The organism is Mangrovimonas cancribranchiae, assembly GCF_037126245.1.
Lineage (GTDB): Bacteria > Bacteroidota > Bacteroidia > Flavobacteriales > Flavobacteriaceae > Mangrovimonas > Mangrovimonas cancribranchiae.
On the sequence record NZ_CP136925.1, the window covers coordinates 1619986 to 1637508 of the forward strand.

Annotated in this window: 17 protein-coding genes and 1 pseudogene; 12 read left to right on the forward strand and 6 right to left on the reverse strand. The window is 33.7% G+C overall.

What is annotated here, in order from left to right:
- Positions 1 to 75: 75 nt before the first annotated feature.
- Entirely contained in the window at positions 76 to 1347 is a 1272-nt protein-coding gene (gene glyA, locus R3L15_RS07230) for a serine hydroxymethyltransferase (protein WP_338730836.1), read from the reverse strand.
- Positions 1348 to 1456: 109 nt separating this feature from the next.
- Between glyA and fahA the strand changes: the two genes are divergently transcribed.
- Complete coding sequence (gene fahA / locus R3L15_RS07235) at positions 1457 to 2749, forward strand: fumarylacetoacetase (protein WP_338730837.1); 1293 nt, start codon at positions 1457 to 1459, stop codon at positions 2747 to 2749.
- Positions 2750 to 2808: 59 nt separating this feature from the next.
- Here fahA and R3L15_RS07240 read toward each other — a convergent pair.
- From R3L15_RS07240 to ytxJ, 4 genes and pseudogenes are all read right to left on the reverse strand, one after another.
- Positions 2809 to 4137, reverse strand: a pseudogene (locus tag R3L15_RS07240) (DUF5723 family protein).
- A gap of 141 nt (positions 4138 to 4278) precedes the next feature.
- Positions 4279 to 4713, reverse strand: coding sequence for a VOC family protein (locus R3L15_RS07245; RefSeq protein ID WP_338730838.1), 435 nt, complete (start codon positions 4711 to 4713; stop codon positions 4279 to 4281).
- Positions 4710 to 5726, reverse strand: coding sequence for a hypothetical protein (locus R3L15_RS07250; RefSeq protein WP_338730839.1), 1017 nt, complete (start codon positions 5724 to 5726; stop codon positions 4710 to 4712). Before R3L15_RS07250 ends, R3L15_RS07245 begins: the two co-directional genes overlap by 4 nt.
- A 13-nt stretch (positions 5727 to 5739) precedes the next feature.
- Positions 5740 to 6126 carry a bacillithiol system redox-active protein YtxJ gene (gene ytxJ, locus R3L15_RS07255; RefSeq protein ID WP_338730841.1) on the reverse strand — a complete coding sequence of 129 codons (387 nt, stop codon included), beginning with the start codon at positions 6124 to 6126 and terminating at the stop codon, positions 5740 to 5742.
- Between the two features lie 132 nt (positions 6127 to 6258).
- On the opposite strand from ytxJ, the gene clpB reads away from it, so the two are divergent.
- From clpB to R3L15_RS07290, 7 genes are all read left to right on the forward strand, one after another.
- On the forward strand, positions 6259 to 8868 hold the full coding sequence (gene clpB / locus R3L15_RS07260; protein ID WP_338730842.1) for an ATP-dependent chaperone ClpB: 2610 nt from the start codon (positions 6259 to 6261) through the stop codon (positions 8866 to 8868).
- A 273-nt stretch (positions 8869 to 9141) separates the two neighbouring features.
- On the forward strand, positions 9142 to 9804 hold the full coding sequence (gene deoC / locus R3L15_RS07265) for a deoxyribose-phosphate aldolase (RefSeq protein ID WP_338730843.1): 663 nt from the start codon (positions 9142 to 9144) through the stop codon (positions 9802 to 9804).
- Positions 9805 to 9881: 77 nt separating this feature from the next.
- A complete protein-coding gene (gene deoC, locus R3L15_RS07270) occupies positions 9882 to 10556 on the forward strand; it encodes a deoxyribose-phosphate aldolase (protein WP_338730844.1) in 675 nt (224 codons plus the stop codon).
- Positions 10557 to 10559: 3 nt separating this feature from the next.
- Complete coding sequence (gene deoD / locus R3L15_RS07275) at positions 10560 to 11258, forward strand: purine-nucleoside phosphorylase (RefSeq protein ID WP_338730845.1); 699 nt, start codon at positions 10560 to 10562, stop codon at positions 11256 to 11258.
- Between the two features lie 54 nt (positions 11259 to 11312).
- Positions 11313 to 11771, forward strand: a complete 459-nt coding sequence (smpB, locus tag R3L15_RS07280; protein WP_338730846.1) for an SsrA-binding protein SmpB — start codon at positions 11313 to 11315, stop codon at positions 11769 to 11771.
- A 6-nt stretch (positions 11772 to 11777) separates the two neighbouring features.
- Positions 11778 to 12317: a hypothetical protein gene (locus R3L15_RS07285; protein ID WP_338730847.1), complete on the forward strand. Its 540-nt coding sequence runs from the start codon at positions 11778 to 11780 to the stop codon at positions 12315 to 12317.
- Complete coding sequence (locus R3L15_RS07290; RefSeq protein ID WP_338730848.1) at positions 12317 to 12829, forward strand: DUF1648 domain-containing protein; 513 nt, start codon at positions 12317 to 12319, stop codon at positions 12827 to 12829. Before R3L15_RS07285 ends, R3L15_RS07290 begins: the two co-directional genes overlap by 1 nt.
- Here the strand turns inward: R3L15_RS07290 and R3L15_RS07295 are convergent.
- Positions 12826 to 13467: a protein-L-isoaspartate(D-aspartate) O-methyltransferase gene (locus tag R3L15_RS07295; protein ID WP_338730849.1), complete on the reverse strand. Its 642-nt coding sequence runs from the start codon at positions 13465 to 13467 to the stop codon at positions 12826 to 12828. The genes R3L15_RS07290 and R3L15_RS07295 overlap by 4 nt on opposite strands.
- 136 nt (positions 13468 to 13603) lie before the next feature.
- Here R3L15_RS07295 and R3L15_RS07300 point away from each other — a divergent pair, with 136 nt between their 5' ends.
- From R3L15_RS07300 to R3L15_RS07315, 4 genes are all read left to right on the forward strand, one after another.
- A complete protein-coding gene (locus tag R3L15_RS07300) occupies positions 13604 to 14563 on the forward strand; it encodes a Gfo/Idh/MocA family oxidoreductase (protein ID WP_338730850.1) in 960 nt (319 codons plus the stop codon).
- Positions 14564 to 14612: 49 nt separating this feature from the next.
- Positions 14613 to 15500: a 3-hydroxybutyryl-CoA dehydrogenase gene (locus R3L15_RS07305; protein ID WP_338730851.1), complete on the forward strand. Its 888-nt coding sequence runs from the start codon at positions 14613 to 14615 to the stop codon at positions 15498 to 15500.
- A gap of 94 nt (positions 15501 to 15594) precedes the next feature.
- Complete coding sequence (locus R3L15_RS07310; protein ID WP_338730852.1) at positions 15595 to 16833, forward strand: DUF1015 domain-containing protein; 1239 nt, start codon at positions 15595 to 15597, stop codon at positions 16831 to 16833.
- A gap of 13 nt (positions 16834 to 16846) precedes the next feature.
- Entirely contained in the window at positions 16847 to 17512 is a 666-nt protein-coding gene (locus R3L15_RS07315; RefSeq protein WP_338730853.1) for a YggS family pyridoxal phosphate-dependent enzyme, read from the forward strand.
- Positions 17513 to 17523 lie beyond the last annotated feature (11 nt).

Genomic DNA, 17523 nt, shown 5'->3' on the forward strand with positions numbered 1-17523 from the left:
AACATATCGAATATTAAAAAAGCCTATACAATAACGTATAGGCTTTCTTTATATTATTAGATAGTACACGTATAATTAAGAAAATAAAGGCTTATCTCCCATCATAGCATTTACTTTACTTGCTACATCTTTAAGCTTATCTTCATCTTGATGATTTATAATAACCTCATCAATTAAATCAACAATGGCTGCCATATCATCTTCTTTTAAGCCTCTTGTTGTTATAGCTGGCGTACCAACACGAATTCCCGATGTTACAAAAGGTGATTTATCATCAAAAGGCACCATGTTTTTATTCACCGTGATATCGGCTTTTACTAAAGCTTCTTCCGCTTCTTTACCAGAAATATCTTTATTTCTTAAATCGATTAACATCATATGGTTATCGGTTCCGTCAGAAATAATATGATAACCTTTAGCCACAAAAGCTTCGGCCATAGCTTTGGCATTCTTTTTTACTTGCAATGTATAATGCATAAAATCATCTGTTAATGCTTCGCCAAAAGCAATAGCTTTAGCCGCAATAATATGCTCTAATGGGCCACCTTGATTGCCAGGAAATACAGCTGAGTTTAATAAAGTTGACATTTTTTTCAACTTGCCACTCTTAAGCTTTAATCCAAATGGATTTTCAAAATCTTTACCCATCATAATCATACCGCCGCGTGGTCCGCGAAGTGTTTTATGTGTTGTAGTTGTTACAATATGACAATGTGGTAACGGGTCGTTTAAAATACCCTTAGCGATTAATCCTGCTGGGTGAGAAATATCGGCCATTAAAATAGCGCCTACCTCATCTGCTATCTCACGAAAACGTTTAAAATCCATATCTCTAGAATAAGCCGATGCGCCTGCTATAATTAATTTAGGGCGTTCCTTTTTAGCCACTTCTTCTACATGGTTATAATCAATTATCCCTGTTTCTTTTTTTACACCGTAAAATACCGGATTGTAAAGTTTTCCTGAAAAATTAACAGGAGAACCATGCGTTAAATGGCCACCATGAGATAAATCGAAGCCAAGAATAGTATCGCCAGGTTTTAAACATGCGGCAAAAACCGCCGTGTTAGCTTGGCTACCAGAATGAGGTTGTACATTTACATATTCAGCATTAAAAAGTGTTTTAGCTCTATCGATAGCTATTTGCTCAACAACATCAACAACTTCGCAACCGCCATAATATCGTTTTCCAGGATATCCTTCGGCGTATTTATTGGTAAGTACAGATCCTGCAGCCTCCATAACTTGGTTACTTACAAAGTTCTCTGATGCTATTAACTCAAGACCATGTAATTGTCTTTCGTGTTCTTCTTGTATTAATTCAAAAATTTGTTCGTCGCGTTGCATTTTTATGGTATTCGTTAAAAATTCATCAAAAATAGTAAATCCATTAGTTTAATACATCAAAAAACATATATTTGAATATAATTTTTAATTAAAAAACCAGCAATTAGTTATGCAAATTTCAGCTAACAACCCTAATAGAAAATCATGGCTTCATGTAGATAAGAATTCAGATTTTCCCATACAGAATATTCCTTTTGGTGTTTTTTTAACACGTGACGATATTATTACCATAGGTACAAGAATTGGTGACACCGCTATAGATCTTGGTGCTTTACATCAACTAGGATACTTTGAAGGTATTCCTTTAACCGATGATATTTTTTTACAAGATACCTTGAACGATTTTATTGCAGACGGAAGAAAAACATGGCGTTCGGTTAGAAACCGTATTGCCGAAATTTTTGATGAAGACAATGATGCTTTAAAAAATAACAAAAAGCATAAGGAAATTGTACTTTTTAGACTCGATGAAATAGAAATGCAATTACCAGTACAGATTGGTGATTATACCGATTTTTATTCTAGTATAGAACATGCCACCAATGTTGGTACTATGTTCCGTGATCCTGATAATGCTTTATTGCCAAACTGGTTACACATTCCGGTAGGTTACCACGGTAGGAGTAGTTCTATAATTCCATCGGGGATACCAGTACACAGACCACAAGGACAAACTATTCCTGCTGATAGTGATATGCCTGTTTTTGGACCTTCAAAATTAGTAGATTTTGAATTGGAAATGGCATTTATTACTACCGATGCTAACGATTTAGGAGAACCTATTCCAGTTGATGAAGCCGAAGAGTACATATTTGGACTTGTATTATTTAATGATTGGTCCGCTAGAGATATTCAAAAATGGGAATACGTGCCTTTAGGCCCATTTTTAGCTAAGAACTTTGCCTCTTCAATTTCTCCATGGATTGTAACTTTAGATGCTTTAGAACCTTATCGTGTTGAAAGCCCAAAACCATTAAAGCCACAATTACCTTATTTACAATATAAAGGAAAAAAGAGTTTTGACATTAATCTTGAAGTTGCTTTAAAACCAAAAACAGCTAAAGAAACAGTTATTTGTAAGTCTAATTTTAAATATATGTATTGGAATATGTCGCAACAATTAGCGCATCATACTGTTAATGGTTGTCCTGTAAATTCTGGTGATATGATGGGAAGTGGTACCATTTCTGGTTCAACCCCAGACTCTTTTGGGTCTATGCTTGAGCTTACTTGGAAAGGCAGCAAACCCTTAGCCTTAGAAGATGGTACAGAACGTAAGTTTATTAACGATTACGATACGGTAATTATGCGCGGATTTTGTGAAAAAGAAGGTACAAGAATTGGTTTTGGCGAAGTCTCTACACAATTACTTCCTGTTTTTAATCCAAAAAAGAAAAAGTAATAATAAATATATATACATAAAAAAACTCCCGTATTATTTACGGGAGTTTTTTTATTGCTTTATTTTCTATAAAGTGGGATTTTCAATCCTACATAAAGATCTGTTGTTTTAGTTTTGTCTGATATTAAATTAGAGAATATAGATCCTGACCCAATAGTTAACGGCCCTACTCTAAAACCTCCTCCAAATAATACATCTCCATACTGTCTAAAACTTAGCGGCACATAAAAACTAAACCATTTGGTTTCTAATCTAGGTGCTATGGTAACTGTATTTAATACAGAGTTTCTTAATTCTGTGTTTTTCTTTATCAATGATAAGTCTGTTTGGGCACTTACATACCATTTTTTTGCAAGTCTATAGTCTATTAATAAATGTAAAGCGGTTGGTAAATTAATTTTTGTTTTTTCTGTAGTTTTCACACCATTGTAGTTGTTCTCTAAAAAATCTTCTGCATCCTCATCAAAATTTGATGTACTTACTGTATTATTCATATTATAGGAGGTCACTTCGGTATTTTTATAATTTATTGAGCCTATATCGGTTACCGAAACACCAAACTTCAACTTATATGGGTCTTGATATATTCTTACAGTATCATTCTTTCTTTTAGGGTGCTACTCATATGTTACTCCAATATCTAAACCAAATCCTGCTGTTAAATTATCAAAATCTATATCATCGTTATCAAAGTCTTGAGTTGTCCCATATAAAAGTGTTCCTTGTGTTTCTAATGTTTCTGTAGATGCTATAAACTGTCCCTGTAATCCTGGGCTAGACATAAATAAGCTCCCTGCACCCTGTAGATATTTAAGTGTTACACCAGCTTTAATTATATGGTTGGGTTTATCCATAATAATGCGCCCATAGGCGACACCTATTTCTGCCCATGCATGTAATGTTCCGTTAAAATTAGAGGAATTAAAATCAAAATTATTATTCATATCAAAATCATCACTTACACTCTCGTAAAGTTCACCATTAATACTATTTAAGTTGAAAACACCACGAACTCTTGTTATTAAGCCTATGCTGTTTTTATTATTTATATTAAACATAAATGATGGTCCAACAATATCGGCATTAAGAAAAAAGTTATTATCGTTTTCAGGAAAACGTTCAGTATCTTCATCGAAATCAAACCCGCCATCAGAATTGATAATATCACTAAAATTAATACCAAAGTAATCACTTCCGCCAAAAGCACTAACTGAAGCTAAGTTAATATCGGCTTTAAATTTAGATCCAACAATATTGGAAGGATTATAAACCACTCCATGTATACCGGAATAGTTGTCTACAGTATGACCAATATAACTTTGCGAAAATATGGGTAGAGCTGTAAATAATATAAAAACAAGTGTACTACTTTTTAATAAATCTTTCATAAAAGTTTAGTTAGGGTTAGGATAAATAATAGCTCACTAAACTTACAAAAAATTATTACATAGTTTGAACTACATTAATTTTTAAGAAAATTAAACCAATTTTTCTTTCTTATAAACAGTAAGTACTAACTATATGTTTTTTCAGGAAGAAAGCTCACAACTTACCATCCAATTAATTCCAAATTTATCGGTTAACATCCCAAAATAAGCTCCCCAAAAAGTTTTTGCTAATGGCATTGTTATATTACCACCTTCAGAAAGGGCTTTAAAAACACTATCGGCTTCATCTAATGTATCGACATTTACAGATACAGAAAAGTTATTTCCTTGCTTTAATTTTTTAGCCCATTCACCTCCAGCATCACTTCCCATAAGCATGGTTTCTTTACTAATTGGTAAAGAAATATGCATAATTTTATCATTCATTTCTTCTGGTAATGGTGGAATCTCTTTTTGAGGCGGCATTTCGCCAAAAGTACCTATGTACGGATATTCTCCGCCAAAAATAGATTTATAAAAATCGAAGGCCTGTTTACAATTACCATTAAAGGTTAGGTAAATGTTTACTGTTGTCATATCTTATTACTCTTAGTTTTATTATAAATTATCTTTAAAATACTATCTGCTACATGAGGTCTGAAGTGAGAAGCCTCGTAATAGTTATATATATTATCAGTAAAATTATTTTGCCCTGAAAAATTATAAACGTTTGACTTACCAAAAATATTGTTAAGTAAATTGATTTGCTCTTCTTCCAAGGGAATTTTATCAAATATTGGTGAGATGATAATTTTATAATTCGTTCTATGCTTGGTAAACATATGTTTTATATATTGTAGTTGATTAACCTCTGCCTCGCTTACCTTACTCTCTTTTATCTTTTCTAAAGCTACCGTTTTAAAAACTTTATTGCCTATTCTTTCTTTATAATACGTAACAGAATCTATTGCAATTTCTTTATCGAAACCATACCAGATATCACAATTTTTCTTATTAACACTATCTCTAAAAGTTGTATTATAAATCATGGTTCCCATATACTTTCGGTGCTTTTTATTAATTGAAAAATCTGTATGCGCTAATAAAAATTTAGGATGTAATGAGGCTTTTAAAAAAGTGGTATAATATTGTATTTTAGACTTCTTTGACACACATGGCATTGGTATGTTTAAATGCGTTTTATTTAATGCTGTTTTGCTTAAAATAGAACGATCTAGAATTATCAAAGCATGTTTTATGGTATCATTTAAAGTATCTATATATTCTATTTTCTTGGATATTCCCCAAATGCTTTCACTCCAAGCATCAAAATGAAAAGGTTTCGATGTTTTATTTAAGTATTTTTTCCACTCATTACACTTAAAAGCCTGCGACCTAGAGCTACCAAAAATGAATGCATTAAATTTTTCTTCTTCTCTAAAATGATTATAAGTTGTTGTTGTTACCATTTCACGATTTAGAACAACCCATTGTTTTTTGTAGTAGTCTTGATATCCAAAAACTTTAAAAAAGTCTGCAATTATTACATAAATTACCAATAGAAATATGGGACATAAAAAAATAATTACACGTTTTATAAGTTTTTGCATAATCAAATAAATTCTAAACAAAAATCTTTAAATTTAAGTCATTTATTTGTCCATGACTAGCGTGTTTAATCACTTTACCTCCTTTAATAATTAACAATTGGGGAGATTCATGTTTAACGTTAAATTTAGCAGCAACCTGGTTTGAAACCTCTCTATACTTCAATAAATCTAAATAATATAAATCAATATCTAAGTCCAAAGGAAATTGCTTTTCAAATTGCCTTTTAACCATACTACTTATTCCACACCTTGTAGAATGCTTAAATATAACTTGTAATTTATTATTAGACCTTTCTTCAACTACATTAAGCCGTTCTATATCAATTAAATTTTTCCAAGGTAACTTAGAATGCTCCACTCCTTTTTGAGTACTCCCAAACAACTTGTTAAATATTCCCATAATCATTATCTTTTATAAGCAGAAAACAAATACCGTCAAAAAGTCACCTAAAACTCACTTTAAACAGACAAAAAGTCATTTAAATTTAAATGGTAAGATAATTGACTATATGCATTTGTAAATATAAAACTTATGAACTTTAACAATTATACAATAAAATCACAAGAAGCCATACAACAAGCGCAACAGATTGCGCAAGGTTATGGTCATCAACAAATAGAAAATGAGCACCTCTTTAAAGCTATTCTAGAAGTTGATGAAAACGTACTACCATTTATTTTAAAAAAATTAAATGTCAACACATCTATACTAAAACAGACTTTAGATAAACAATTAGAAAGTTTACCAAAAGTCTCTGGTGGCGATATTATGTTGTCTCGCGAAGCCGGAAAAACACTTAACGAAGCTTCTATTGTTGCTAAAAAAATGAAAGACGACTTTGTCTCAATCGAGCACCTCATTCTTGCTATTCTAAAATCTAATAGTAAAATAGCACAGATGTTAAAAGACCAAGGTGTTACCGAAAAAGGTCTTTCTGCTGCTATCGATGAACTTCGTAAAGGTGATCGTGTAACCTCTCAAAGTCAAGAAGACACATATAATGCGTTAAGTAAATACGCCAAAAACCTTAACCAATTAGCAAAAGACGGAAAATTAGATCCTGTTATTGGCCGAGATGAAGAAATAAGACGGATCCTTCAAATTTTATCGCGTAGAACCAAAAACAACCCGATATTAGTTGGTGAGCCCGGAACAGGTAAAACAGCTATTGCCGAAGGTTTAGCACACAGAATTGTAGATGGCGACATTCCAGAAAATTTAAAGGAAAAGCAAATTTTTGCTTTAGATATGGGGGCGTTAATTGCTGGCGCTAAATACAAAGGCGAGTTTGAAGAACGCTTAAAATCTGTCGTTAAAGAAGTAACAACTAGCGAAGGCGACATTGTATTATTTATAGATGAAATTCATACACTTGTTGGTGCAGGAAAAGGTGAAGGCGCTATGGATGCTGCTAACATTTTAAAACCAGCATTAGCACGCGGTGAATTAAGAGCTATTGGAGCCACAACATTAGATGAGTATCAAAAATATTTTGAAAAAGATAAAGCCCTAGAACGACGTTTTCAAAAAGTAATGGTAGACGAACCCGATACAGAAAGTGCCATTTCAATTTTACGTGGTATAAAAGAAAAATACGAAACACACCATAAAGTACGTATTAAAGATGATGCCATAATTGGTGCTGTTGAGTTATCAGAACGTTACATTACCAACCGTTTTTTGCCAGATAAGGCTATCGATTTAATGGATGAAGCAGCGTCTAAACTTCGCATGGAGATTAATTCTAAACCAGAAGAACTAGATGTTTTAGATAGAAAAATCATGCAGCTTGAAATTGAAATTGAAGCTATAAAACGCGAAAAAGACGAAACAAAACTAAAATCATTACGTTCAGAGCTTGCAAATCTTAAAGAGGAGCGAAAAGAGATTTACGCCAAGTGGAAAAGCGAAAAAGAAGTTGTAGACAATATCCAAAACACCAAACAAGATATTGAAAACTACAAGCTAGAAGCCGAACGTGCCGAGCGTGAAGGAAATTACGGTAAAGTAGCCGAAATACGTTACGGTAAAATTAAAGAAGCACAAGAAAATCTTGACAAACTTCAAAAAGAATTACAAAAAAATCAATCGGGTAACTCACTCATAAAAGAAGAAGTTACCTATGATGATATTGCCGAAGTTGTCGCAAAATGGACGGGCATTCCTGTTACCAAAATGCTACAAAGCGAACGTGAAAAACTCTTAAAGTTAGAAGACGAGTTACACAAACGCGTTGTAGGTCAAGACGAAGCCATTGTTGCTGTAAGCGACGCTGTAAGACGAAGTCGCGCTGGTTTACAAAACCCAGACAAACCCATAGGAACCTTTTTATTCCTTGGTACCACTGGAGTTGGTAAAACCGAATTAGCCAAGGCACTTGCCGAATATCTTTTTGATGATGAAAGCGCTATTACCAGAATAGATATGAGCGAATACCAAGAACGCCACTCTGTAAGTCGTTTAGTTGGTGCGCCTCCAGGATATGTTGGTTACGATGAAGGCGGACAACTTACCGAAGCCGTAAGAAGAAAACCATATTCTGTTGTATTGCTTGATGAAATTGAAAAAGCACATCCAGATACCTTCAATATTTTATTACAAGTTTTAGATGAAGGCCGATTAACAGATAACAAAGGGCGTGTTGCCGATTTTAAAAATACAATCATCATTATGACATCTAATATGGGAAGCCATATTATTCAAGAAAAATTTGAAGACACCAAAGATGTCGATGCAGCTATGGAACTAGCTAAAATTGAAGTTCTTGGATTACTTAAAAAATCGGTAAGACCAGAATTTTTAAATAGAATAGACGATACTATTATGTTTACGCCGCTTACAGCCGATAACATAAAAAGCATTGTCGAACTTCAATTAAAAGGCGTTACTAAAATGATTGCTAAACAAGGTATCACATTTGATGCAACACCAGAAGCCGTATCATATCTAGCCCAAAAAGGCTATAATCCGGAATACGGAGCAAGACCTGTTAAACGTGTTATTCAAAAGGAAGTGCTTAACGAATTAAGTAAAGAAATTCTTTCTGGAAAAGTAACAACAGATAGTATTATTCTTTTAGATGCTTTTGATGAAAAACTTGTGTTTAGAAACCAAGACAATCTAGTATCTGAAGAATCTTAAACTTTAGTTAAAGTAACAATATAAATACCTATTATACGTTTTTCATAATAGTTGGTTAGTTAGTTGAAAAAGGCAACACTACATCCTTAACCCTATACAAGGAAAGTGTTGCTTTTTTTTAATAAATAGTTAGCGCAACATCAAAAAAACACATAACAACCTAATAATAAACACAATACATTATTTCTATAAAAAAATAGTTACCGTTCGTCTAAAAAATTTCCAAAAATAAACCGTTTGTCGTATTTTTGAAACACTTTAACCTACACCCCCATGAAAATTAATAGCTACATAGACCACACCCTATTATCCCCTACTGCCTCAAAAAAAGATATTTACACCTTATGTGAAGAAGCCATAGAGCACCGTTTTTTTTCTGTTTGCATAAACAGTAGTTATGTTCCTCTAGCTAAACAGCTCCTATCAAGAAGCAATGTTAAAATTTGTGCAACAGTTGGCTTTCCACTTGGTGCTATGAGTACAGAAGCCAAAGTTTCTGAAGCCAAAAAAGCGATTGAAGATGGCGCAGATGAAGTTGATATGGTTATGAATATTGGTATGATGAAAAGCAATAATTTTGTATCGGTATATAAAGATATTAGAGATATAAAATTGGCCATTAGTAATAAACCTTTAAAGGTTATTATTGAAATTAGTGAGCTTTCTAAAAACGAAATTATAAAAGCCTGTCAAATTTGTATTGATGCCAAAGCCGATTTTATAAAAACATCAACAGGATTTTCAAAAAGTGGCGCAACACTTACAGCTGTTAAAATGATTAAAAAAACAGCCAAAGGAAAAATTAAAATTAAAGCTTCTGGCGGTATTAAAGATTACGAAACAGCTTTAAAGTATATAGAAAGTGGCGCCGATAGAATTGGTACATCATCAGGAATAAATATTATTTCAGAAAGCAGCATTTTAGAAGCAAGTTAACTATAAAAAAACATCCCTATTTTAAGCCTCTTTAAGAGGCTTTTTTTATAACTTTGATATATTAACTTTTTACCATTTTGCCTGAAAAAGCTATAAATCAATATATCGATCATACACAGTTAGCTACAAACACTACATTTAGCGACATTAAACGCATCTGTAATGAAGCTATTACGTACAATTTTTATGCGGTTTGCATCCCTTCGTATTACATAACCGAAGCCAAAAAGCTACTATCAAATAGTCACGTAAAAGTATGCACCGTAATTGGTTTTCCTTTAGGAAACACAACTACGCCAGTTAAAGCTTATGAAGCAAAACAGGCTATTGAAAAAGGTGCCGATGAAATTGATATGGTTTTAAATATCGGACTTTTAAAAAGCGGTAAATTACAAAACGCTACACAAGATGTTAAAGACGTTAAAAATGCTATTGGCAATCACGTTCTTAAAGTCATCATAGAAGTTAGTGAACTTACTAATACCGAAATAATACAAGCTTGTAAAGTCTGCCTTGAAGCAAAAGCCGACTTCATAAAAACCTCTACAGGATTTTCAAAAGGAAATGCGACTATTGAAGCTGTTAAATTGATAAAAGAAACCGTAAACAACAACGCTAAAATAAAAGCTTCAGGAGGTATTAGAGATTACAATACCGCTCTAGAATTTATTAAAGCAGGTGCCAACAGAATAGGAACATCATCAGGTGTTGCTATTGTTACAAAAAAAGAAAACACAAATCATAATTACTAAGCCATGAGTGTACATATTGAAGCAAAACAAGGCGATATAGCCGAAACTATTCTGCTTCCAGGAGATCCTTTACGAGCCAAATGGATTGCAGAAACGTTTTTAGAAAACCCTTATTGCTTTAACAAAATTAGAAACATGTTTGGTTACACCGGTAATTATAGAGGGAAACGTGTCTCTGTAATGGGAACAGGCATGGGTGTTCCTAGTATTTCTATTTACGCTCACGAACTTATAAACGAATACAATGTAAAAAACTTAATTCGTGTGGGAAGCGCAGGATCTTACCAAAAGCATGTTGAAATTAGAGATGTTATTATAGCCATGGCAGCATCGTCAAATTCTGGTGTAAACGAATTACGTTTTGGTGGCGCAGATTATGCTCCTACTGCTAGTTTCGAGCTATTTGACAAAGCGGTTACCTCTGCAAGAAAACAAAATATTCCTTTTAAAGCTGGAAATGTTTTTACCAGTGATGAGTTTTATGCCGATAACTTTGAAGCCTATAAAAAATGGTCAAAATTTGGCGTGCTTTGTGTTGAAATGGAATCGGCTGGCTTATATACCGTTGCCGCCAAACACAATGTTAACGCCTTATCCATACTCACAATTTCAGACTCTCTAGTTACAGGAGAGAGAACTACCTCAGAAGAACGTGAGACCTCTTTTAAAAATATGATAAATATTGCATTAGACTTAGCATAATACTACGTATAATCTTACTTTTATCTCCTATTTAAAAATTGTAATTTTGCCACTATGCAAAAACAAATTCATATAAAAAATAGAAAAGCTAAATTTCAATACGAAATTTTAGACAAATATACTGCGGGTATTGTTTTACGAGGCACAGAAATAAAATCCATAAGAAATGGTAAAGCGTCTATTGCCGAAAGTTTTTGCGAATTTAACGAGCAAGGCGAACTATTTGTTATTAACATGACGATTGAAGAATATCTTTATGGTTCACATTACAATCATAAACCCAAAGCCGAAAGAAAATTACTACTTAACAGAAGAGAATTAAAAAAACTAGAAAAAGAAGTAAAAAATACTGGTCTTACAATTATTCCTTTAAGCCTTTTTATTAATGATAATGGCTTAGCAAAAATGGCTATTGCTTTAGCTAGAGGTAAAAAACTTTACGATAAACGCGAAACCATTAAAGACCGCGAAAGCAAAAGACGTTTAAACCGTATTAACAAAAGTTTTAATTAAAAAAAAATGAAACACTATTTACTCTTATTCATTTTTATATCAAGTACATTATTGAGCTTTCAATCATACGCACAAAATAGCATAGACACGCTTGATTATTCTGAGAATGTTTCCACATTAGATAAAACGATAAACACTTTATACCAGGTTATTTCAGGCGAAAAAGGTGAAGCTCGTAATTGGCCCCTTTTTAAGCACCTTTTTAAACCCAATGCTAAGTTAATTCCTTCAGGAAAACGCAACGATTCTATTTACGGTGTAAGATATCTCTCTCCAGACGATTACATAAACACTTCTGGACAATGGCTTGTTGACAATGGCTTTTTTGAAAAAGAAATTCATAGAAAAAAAGAGCAATTCGGCAATATAACACACATTTTTAGCACCTATGAAGCTTATAAAAGTGATTCAGACGAAACGCCTTTTATGCGTGGCATAAACAGTATTCAGCTATTATTTGATGGTACTCGTTGGTGGATTATAAATATTTACTGGACACAAGAAACACCGGAAAACCCTATACCTAATACATATTTACGTAATTAATGTTTTTTGATGATCGTCCAAAAATTAAGCTTACTAAAACCAAACTAGATATATTTTTAGAATATTTAGCTTTTGGACTTCTTGTTGTTTCTACAATTTATGCGATTTATCATTATGGCAATCTTCCAGAGAAAATTCCCATGCATTTTAATCATAAAGGCGAGGTAAACCGTTATGATAATAAAGACTCTATTTGGGTAATAAACCTAATAGGCTTTGCAGTAGTTTATTTTATGTATTACCTCACCAAGTTTCCGCATACCTTTAATTATCCACAAAAAATCACTCCAGAAAACGCAGAGAAATTTTATAGCGACGCTGTTAAAATGATGCGCTATACCAATGCTGCCATGGGATTACTTTTTGCTTTAATAACTTTTGAAATTGTTCAAATTGCATTAAATAACTCTTTAGCTATGTTGCCTGTTGTAACAGGAGTAATTATTACAATAGTTGTTGCAATAACGGTTGTCCCTATTATCTATTTAATAAAAAACTTTAAAAAACATTAGTTTTTATCTTCAAGCATGGGCACGAATCTAAAGTCGCCAAACTCGTGTTTTTCAAAATCCTTTGGGCCTTTTCGTATAAATAAAGTCATGGTTTGCACATCATCGCCAACAGGAATCACCAATCGTCCACCTATTTCTAACTGTGCTAACAAAGGCTTAGGCACAAAAGGCGCTCCAGCAGTAACAATAATACCTTTAAATGGCGCTTCTTCGGGCAAACCCTTATACCCATCACCAAAAGTGAGTTTTTTAGCCCGGTAGCCTATTTTAGGCAAAAATTTACTCGTTTTTTTAAATAATTCGTGCTGTCGCTCAATACTATATACCTTGGCTCCCATCTTGCACAACACGGCAGTTTGATAACCGCTTCCAGTACCAATTTCCAGAATTTTATCTCCAGGTTGAATTTGTAATAATTCTGTTTGAAAAGCTACAGTATATGGCTGCGAAATAGTTTGGTCGGCGGCAATAGGAAATGCTTTATCTAGGTACGCATAATCTAAAAACCCAGAATCCATAAAAAAATGCCTAGGAATATCTCCAATAGCAGCCAAAACGTGTTCATCTGTAATACCTTTGGCTCTTATCGTTTCAACAAGTTTATTTCTAAGTCCTTGATGTTTAAGTGTATCTTTCAAAAGTTAGCTGATTTATAGTGCAAAAATAATCATAAACTAACGAAGTTGAAAGCATAAAATCAGAAACCATTTCATTTGTTTTTCAACTTCTTTTTTCGCCTTAAAAAGCCTATTTTTGTGGAAAACAAACTAATATATGTTAAAAGCCGGAGTATTAGGTGCTGGACACTTAGGAAAAATACACTTACGATTGCTAAATCAATCAGACAAGTATGAATTGGTAGGGTTTTATGATGCCGATGAAAGCAATGCCAAAAAAGTAGCTGAGGAGTTTGGATACACTTATTTTAACACCATCGACGCCTTAATTGATGCAGTAGACATGGTAGATATTGTTACACCAACCTTGTCACATTACGATTGTGCCAAACAAGCTATTGCCAAAGGCAAACATATTTTTATAGAAAAACCTATCACGAATACTGTTGAAGAAGCCGAACATATTCGCGAGCTTTTAGCACAACATGACATCCGTGGACAAGTCGGGCATGTAGAACGGTTCAATCCAGCATTTATGGCTGTGAAAGACAACATCCAAAACCCTATGTTTATCGAAACACACCGTTTGGCAGAATTTAACCCTCGCGGCACAGATGTTCCTGTAGTTTTAGATTTAATGATTCACGATATCGATATTATTTTAAGCGTGGTTAAATCTAAAGTAAAAAGTGTTTCGGCCAGTGGCGTCTCGGTTATTAGTGAAACACCAGACATAGCAAATGCTCGCATAGAATTCGAAAATGGCTGTGTGGCCAATTTAACCGCGAGTAGAATTTCACTAAAAAATATGCGTAAATCCAGATTTTTTCAAAAGGATGCCTACATTTCGGTTGACTTTTTAGAGAAAAAATGCGAGGTAGTAAAAATGAAAGATGCTCCAGAAAATCCAGGCGATTTTGATATGATCCTCCAAAATGCCGAAGGTGTTAAAAAACAAATATATTTCGACAACCCTGAAATATCTAGCAACAATGCCATTTTAGACGAATTAGAAACATTTGCTCACGCTATAAACACCAATACAAAACCAATTGTAACACTTCATGATGGTACCGAGGCATTACGTGTTGCTACTATGATTGTAGATCAACTTTAACACTAAAAATAATCAACATAAAACCATTTACAATAAAATATAATTTTTAATGAAAAATATAGCAGTAATAGGTGCAGGAACTATGGGTAATGGTATTGCTCATACATTTGCACAAAGCGGATTTAATGTACAATTAATAGATATTAGCGAAGAGGCTCTTAACCGAGGTTTAGCAACCATTACCAAGAATTTGGACAGAATGCTCGCCAAGGAAAAAATTTCCGAAACCGATAAAAATGCAACGCTTGGCAACATTACCACATTCACCAATGTTGAAGATGGTGTGAAAGCATCGGATCTTGTTGTAGAAGCAGCCACGGAAAACGTAGATTTAAAGCTAAAAATCTTCAAGCAATTAGATGAGGTTTGTTCAAAAGATACCATTTTGGCCACAAATACGTCTTCTATCTCCATTACACAAATTGCAGCAGTAACTTCGCGCCCAGATCAAGTGATTGGTATGCACTTTATGAACCCGGTACCAATTATGAAATTGGTAGAAATCATTCGTGGTTACAACACAACAGACGACGTTACCAATACCATTATGGAACTCTCAAAAACCTTAGGCAAAGTTCCTGTAGAAGTAAACGATTATCCTGGTTTTGTAGCTAACCGTATTTTAATGCCCATGCTTAACGAGAGCATTGAAACACTTTACAATGGCGTTGCTGGTGTAAAAGAAATTGACACGGTAATGAAATTAGGAATGGCGCACCCAATGGGACCTTTACAACTAGCCGATTTTATTGGATTGGACGTCTGTCTTTCTATTTTAGAAGTCATGTACGAAGGCTTTAAAAACCCAAAATACGCGCCTTGCCCATTATTGGTTAATATGGTAAGAGCCGGAAAATTAGGCGTAAAATCCGGTGAAGGATTCTACGATTATTCCGAAAGTAGAAAAGCTGAAAATGTTTCTAAGCAGTTTGTATAAAAGGTATTGGTAACTAATTGATAGTAGTTAGTTGTTATCTATAATATATCTACTAACTACTATTTACGGCTACTAAGTACCAATTACTGTAAATATGGCAAAAATAAAACCATTTAAAGCGGTTAGACCAACACGAGACAAAGTTAGTCTTGTAGCAGCACGCTCGTATCAAAGTTATACTAAAGACCAACGTGAAGCTAGACTTAGAGACAACCCTTTTTCATTTTTGCATATTGTTAATCCAGGCTACCGGTTTGACAAAGAAGTTTCTGGAAAAGCCAGATATGGCTTAGTAAAAAACAGATATCTAGAATTTAAAGAAGAGCAAATTTTTATTCAAGATAGCTTACCTTCTTATTATGTATATCGCATTGTAAATCGCGACGGCGATGAGTTTAATGGTATTGTAGCTGCGGCTAGTGCCGAAGATTACGAAAACGATGTGATAAAAAAACATGAAGACACCTTAGCCTTTAAAGAAATTGTTTTCAAAGATTACCTGAAAACAGTTGGCTTTAATGCAGAACCTGTGCTCCTTACCTATCCAGATAATCATATTATTGATACTATAATTTCTAAAGTACAACAAGAACGTGCTGAATTTGAATTTACCACAACCTATCGTGATACGCATTATTTATGGCTAGTTAACGATACCAAAATGGTCAATACCATTCAGCAAGAATTTGAAAACATCCCTACTATTTATATTGCCGATGGGCATCATCGTTCGGCATCGTCTTATTTACTTTATAAAGATTTAAAAGGTAGTAACCCTAATCATACAGGAGAAGAAGGCTATAATTTTTTTATGAGTTATTTAATTCCTGAATCGGATTTAAAAATTTACGAGTTTAACCGTTTGGTGAAAGATTTAAACGGTTTAAGCAAAGAAGAGTTTCTTATTAAACTAGACGAATGTTACCGTATAGAAAACCGTGGTAAAAACCCATATAAACCGTCAAAACCTCATCATTTTAGTATGTATTTGGACGGAGAATTTTATTCCTTATACTTAAGAAAATCGCAATACACATTTGAAACATCTTTAGATGCATTAGATGCGCAATTGTTATACAAAACTATTTTAAAACCTATTTTAAGCATTCACGATTTAAGAAACGACGAGCGTATTTTGTATAGCCACGGCAAAAACGATATTGTTAAAATGGTAAATAAGGTTGATAGTAAGACCTATAAAGTAGGGTTTGGTATGGTTCCTGCAACTGTAGAACAAGTAAAACAAATTGCCACCGATGGTTTAAAAATGCCGCCAAAAAGCACTTACGTATTACCTAAGTTAAGAAGCGGCGTAACCATTTATGAATTTTAAAAAATTGGTTTACATGAACATTCAACAAAACCTAAAACATATTCTCGATAGTATTCCAAAAACAGTGACTTTGGTAGCGGTTAGTAAAACCAAACCCAATAGCGATATTATGGAAGCCTATAATACTGGACAACGCGATTTTGGAGAAAATAAAATCCAAGATATGGTTGATAAAGCCGACGCCTTACCTAAAGACATCCGTTGGCATATGATTGGTCACGTACAACGCAACAAGGTAAAGTATATGGCAGAGTTTGTACATTTAATCCATGGCGTGGATAGCTTAAAACTTTTGAAGGAAATTAACAAACAGGCCAAAAAATATGCCCGCACAATTGATTGCTTATTGCAAATAAAAATCGCCGAAGAAGATAGTAAGTTTGGTATGACAGATTCCGAAGCAAAAAACATTCTACAATCTGATATGTTTTCGGCATTTGAAAATGTTCGCGTGGTTGGTGTTATGGGAATGGCCACATTTACCGATGACGAAAATCAAGTTAAAACTGAATTTAAACGTTTAAAAACCATTTTCGAGGATTTAAAAAGTATTTGCACAAAAAACTGCAACCTAGAAACCATTTCTATGGGTATGAGTGGCGATTACCCTATCGCCATTGAGTCCGGCAGTAATATGATTCGTGTAGGAAGCTCTATTTTTGGCACTAGAAACTACTAGTAAGTCATTAA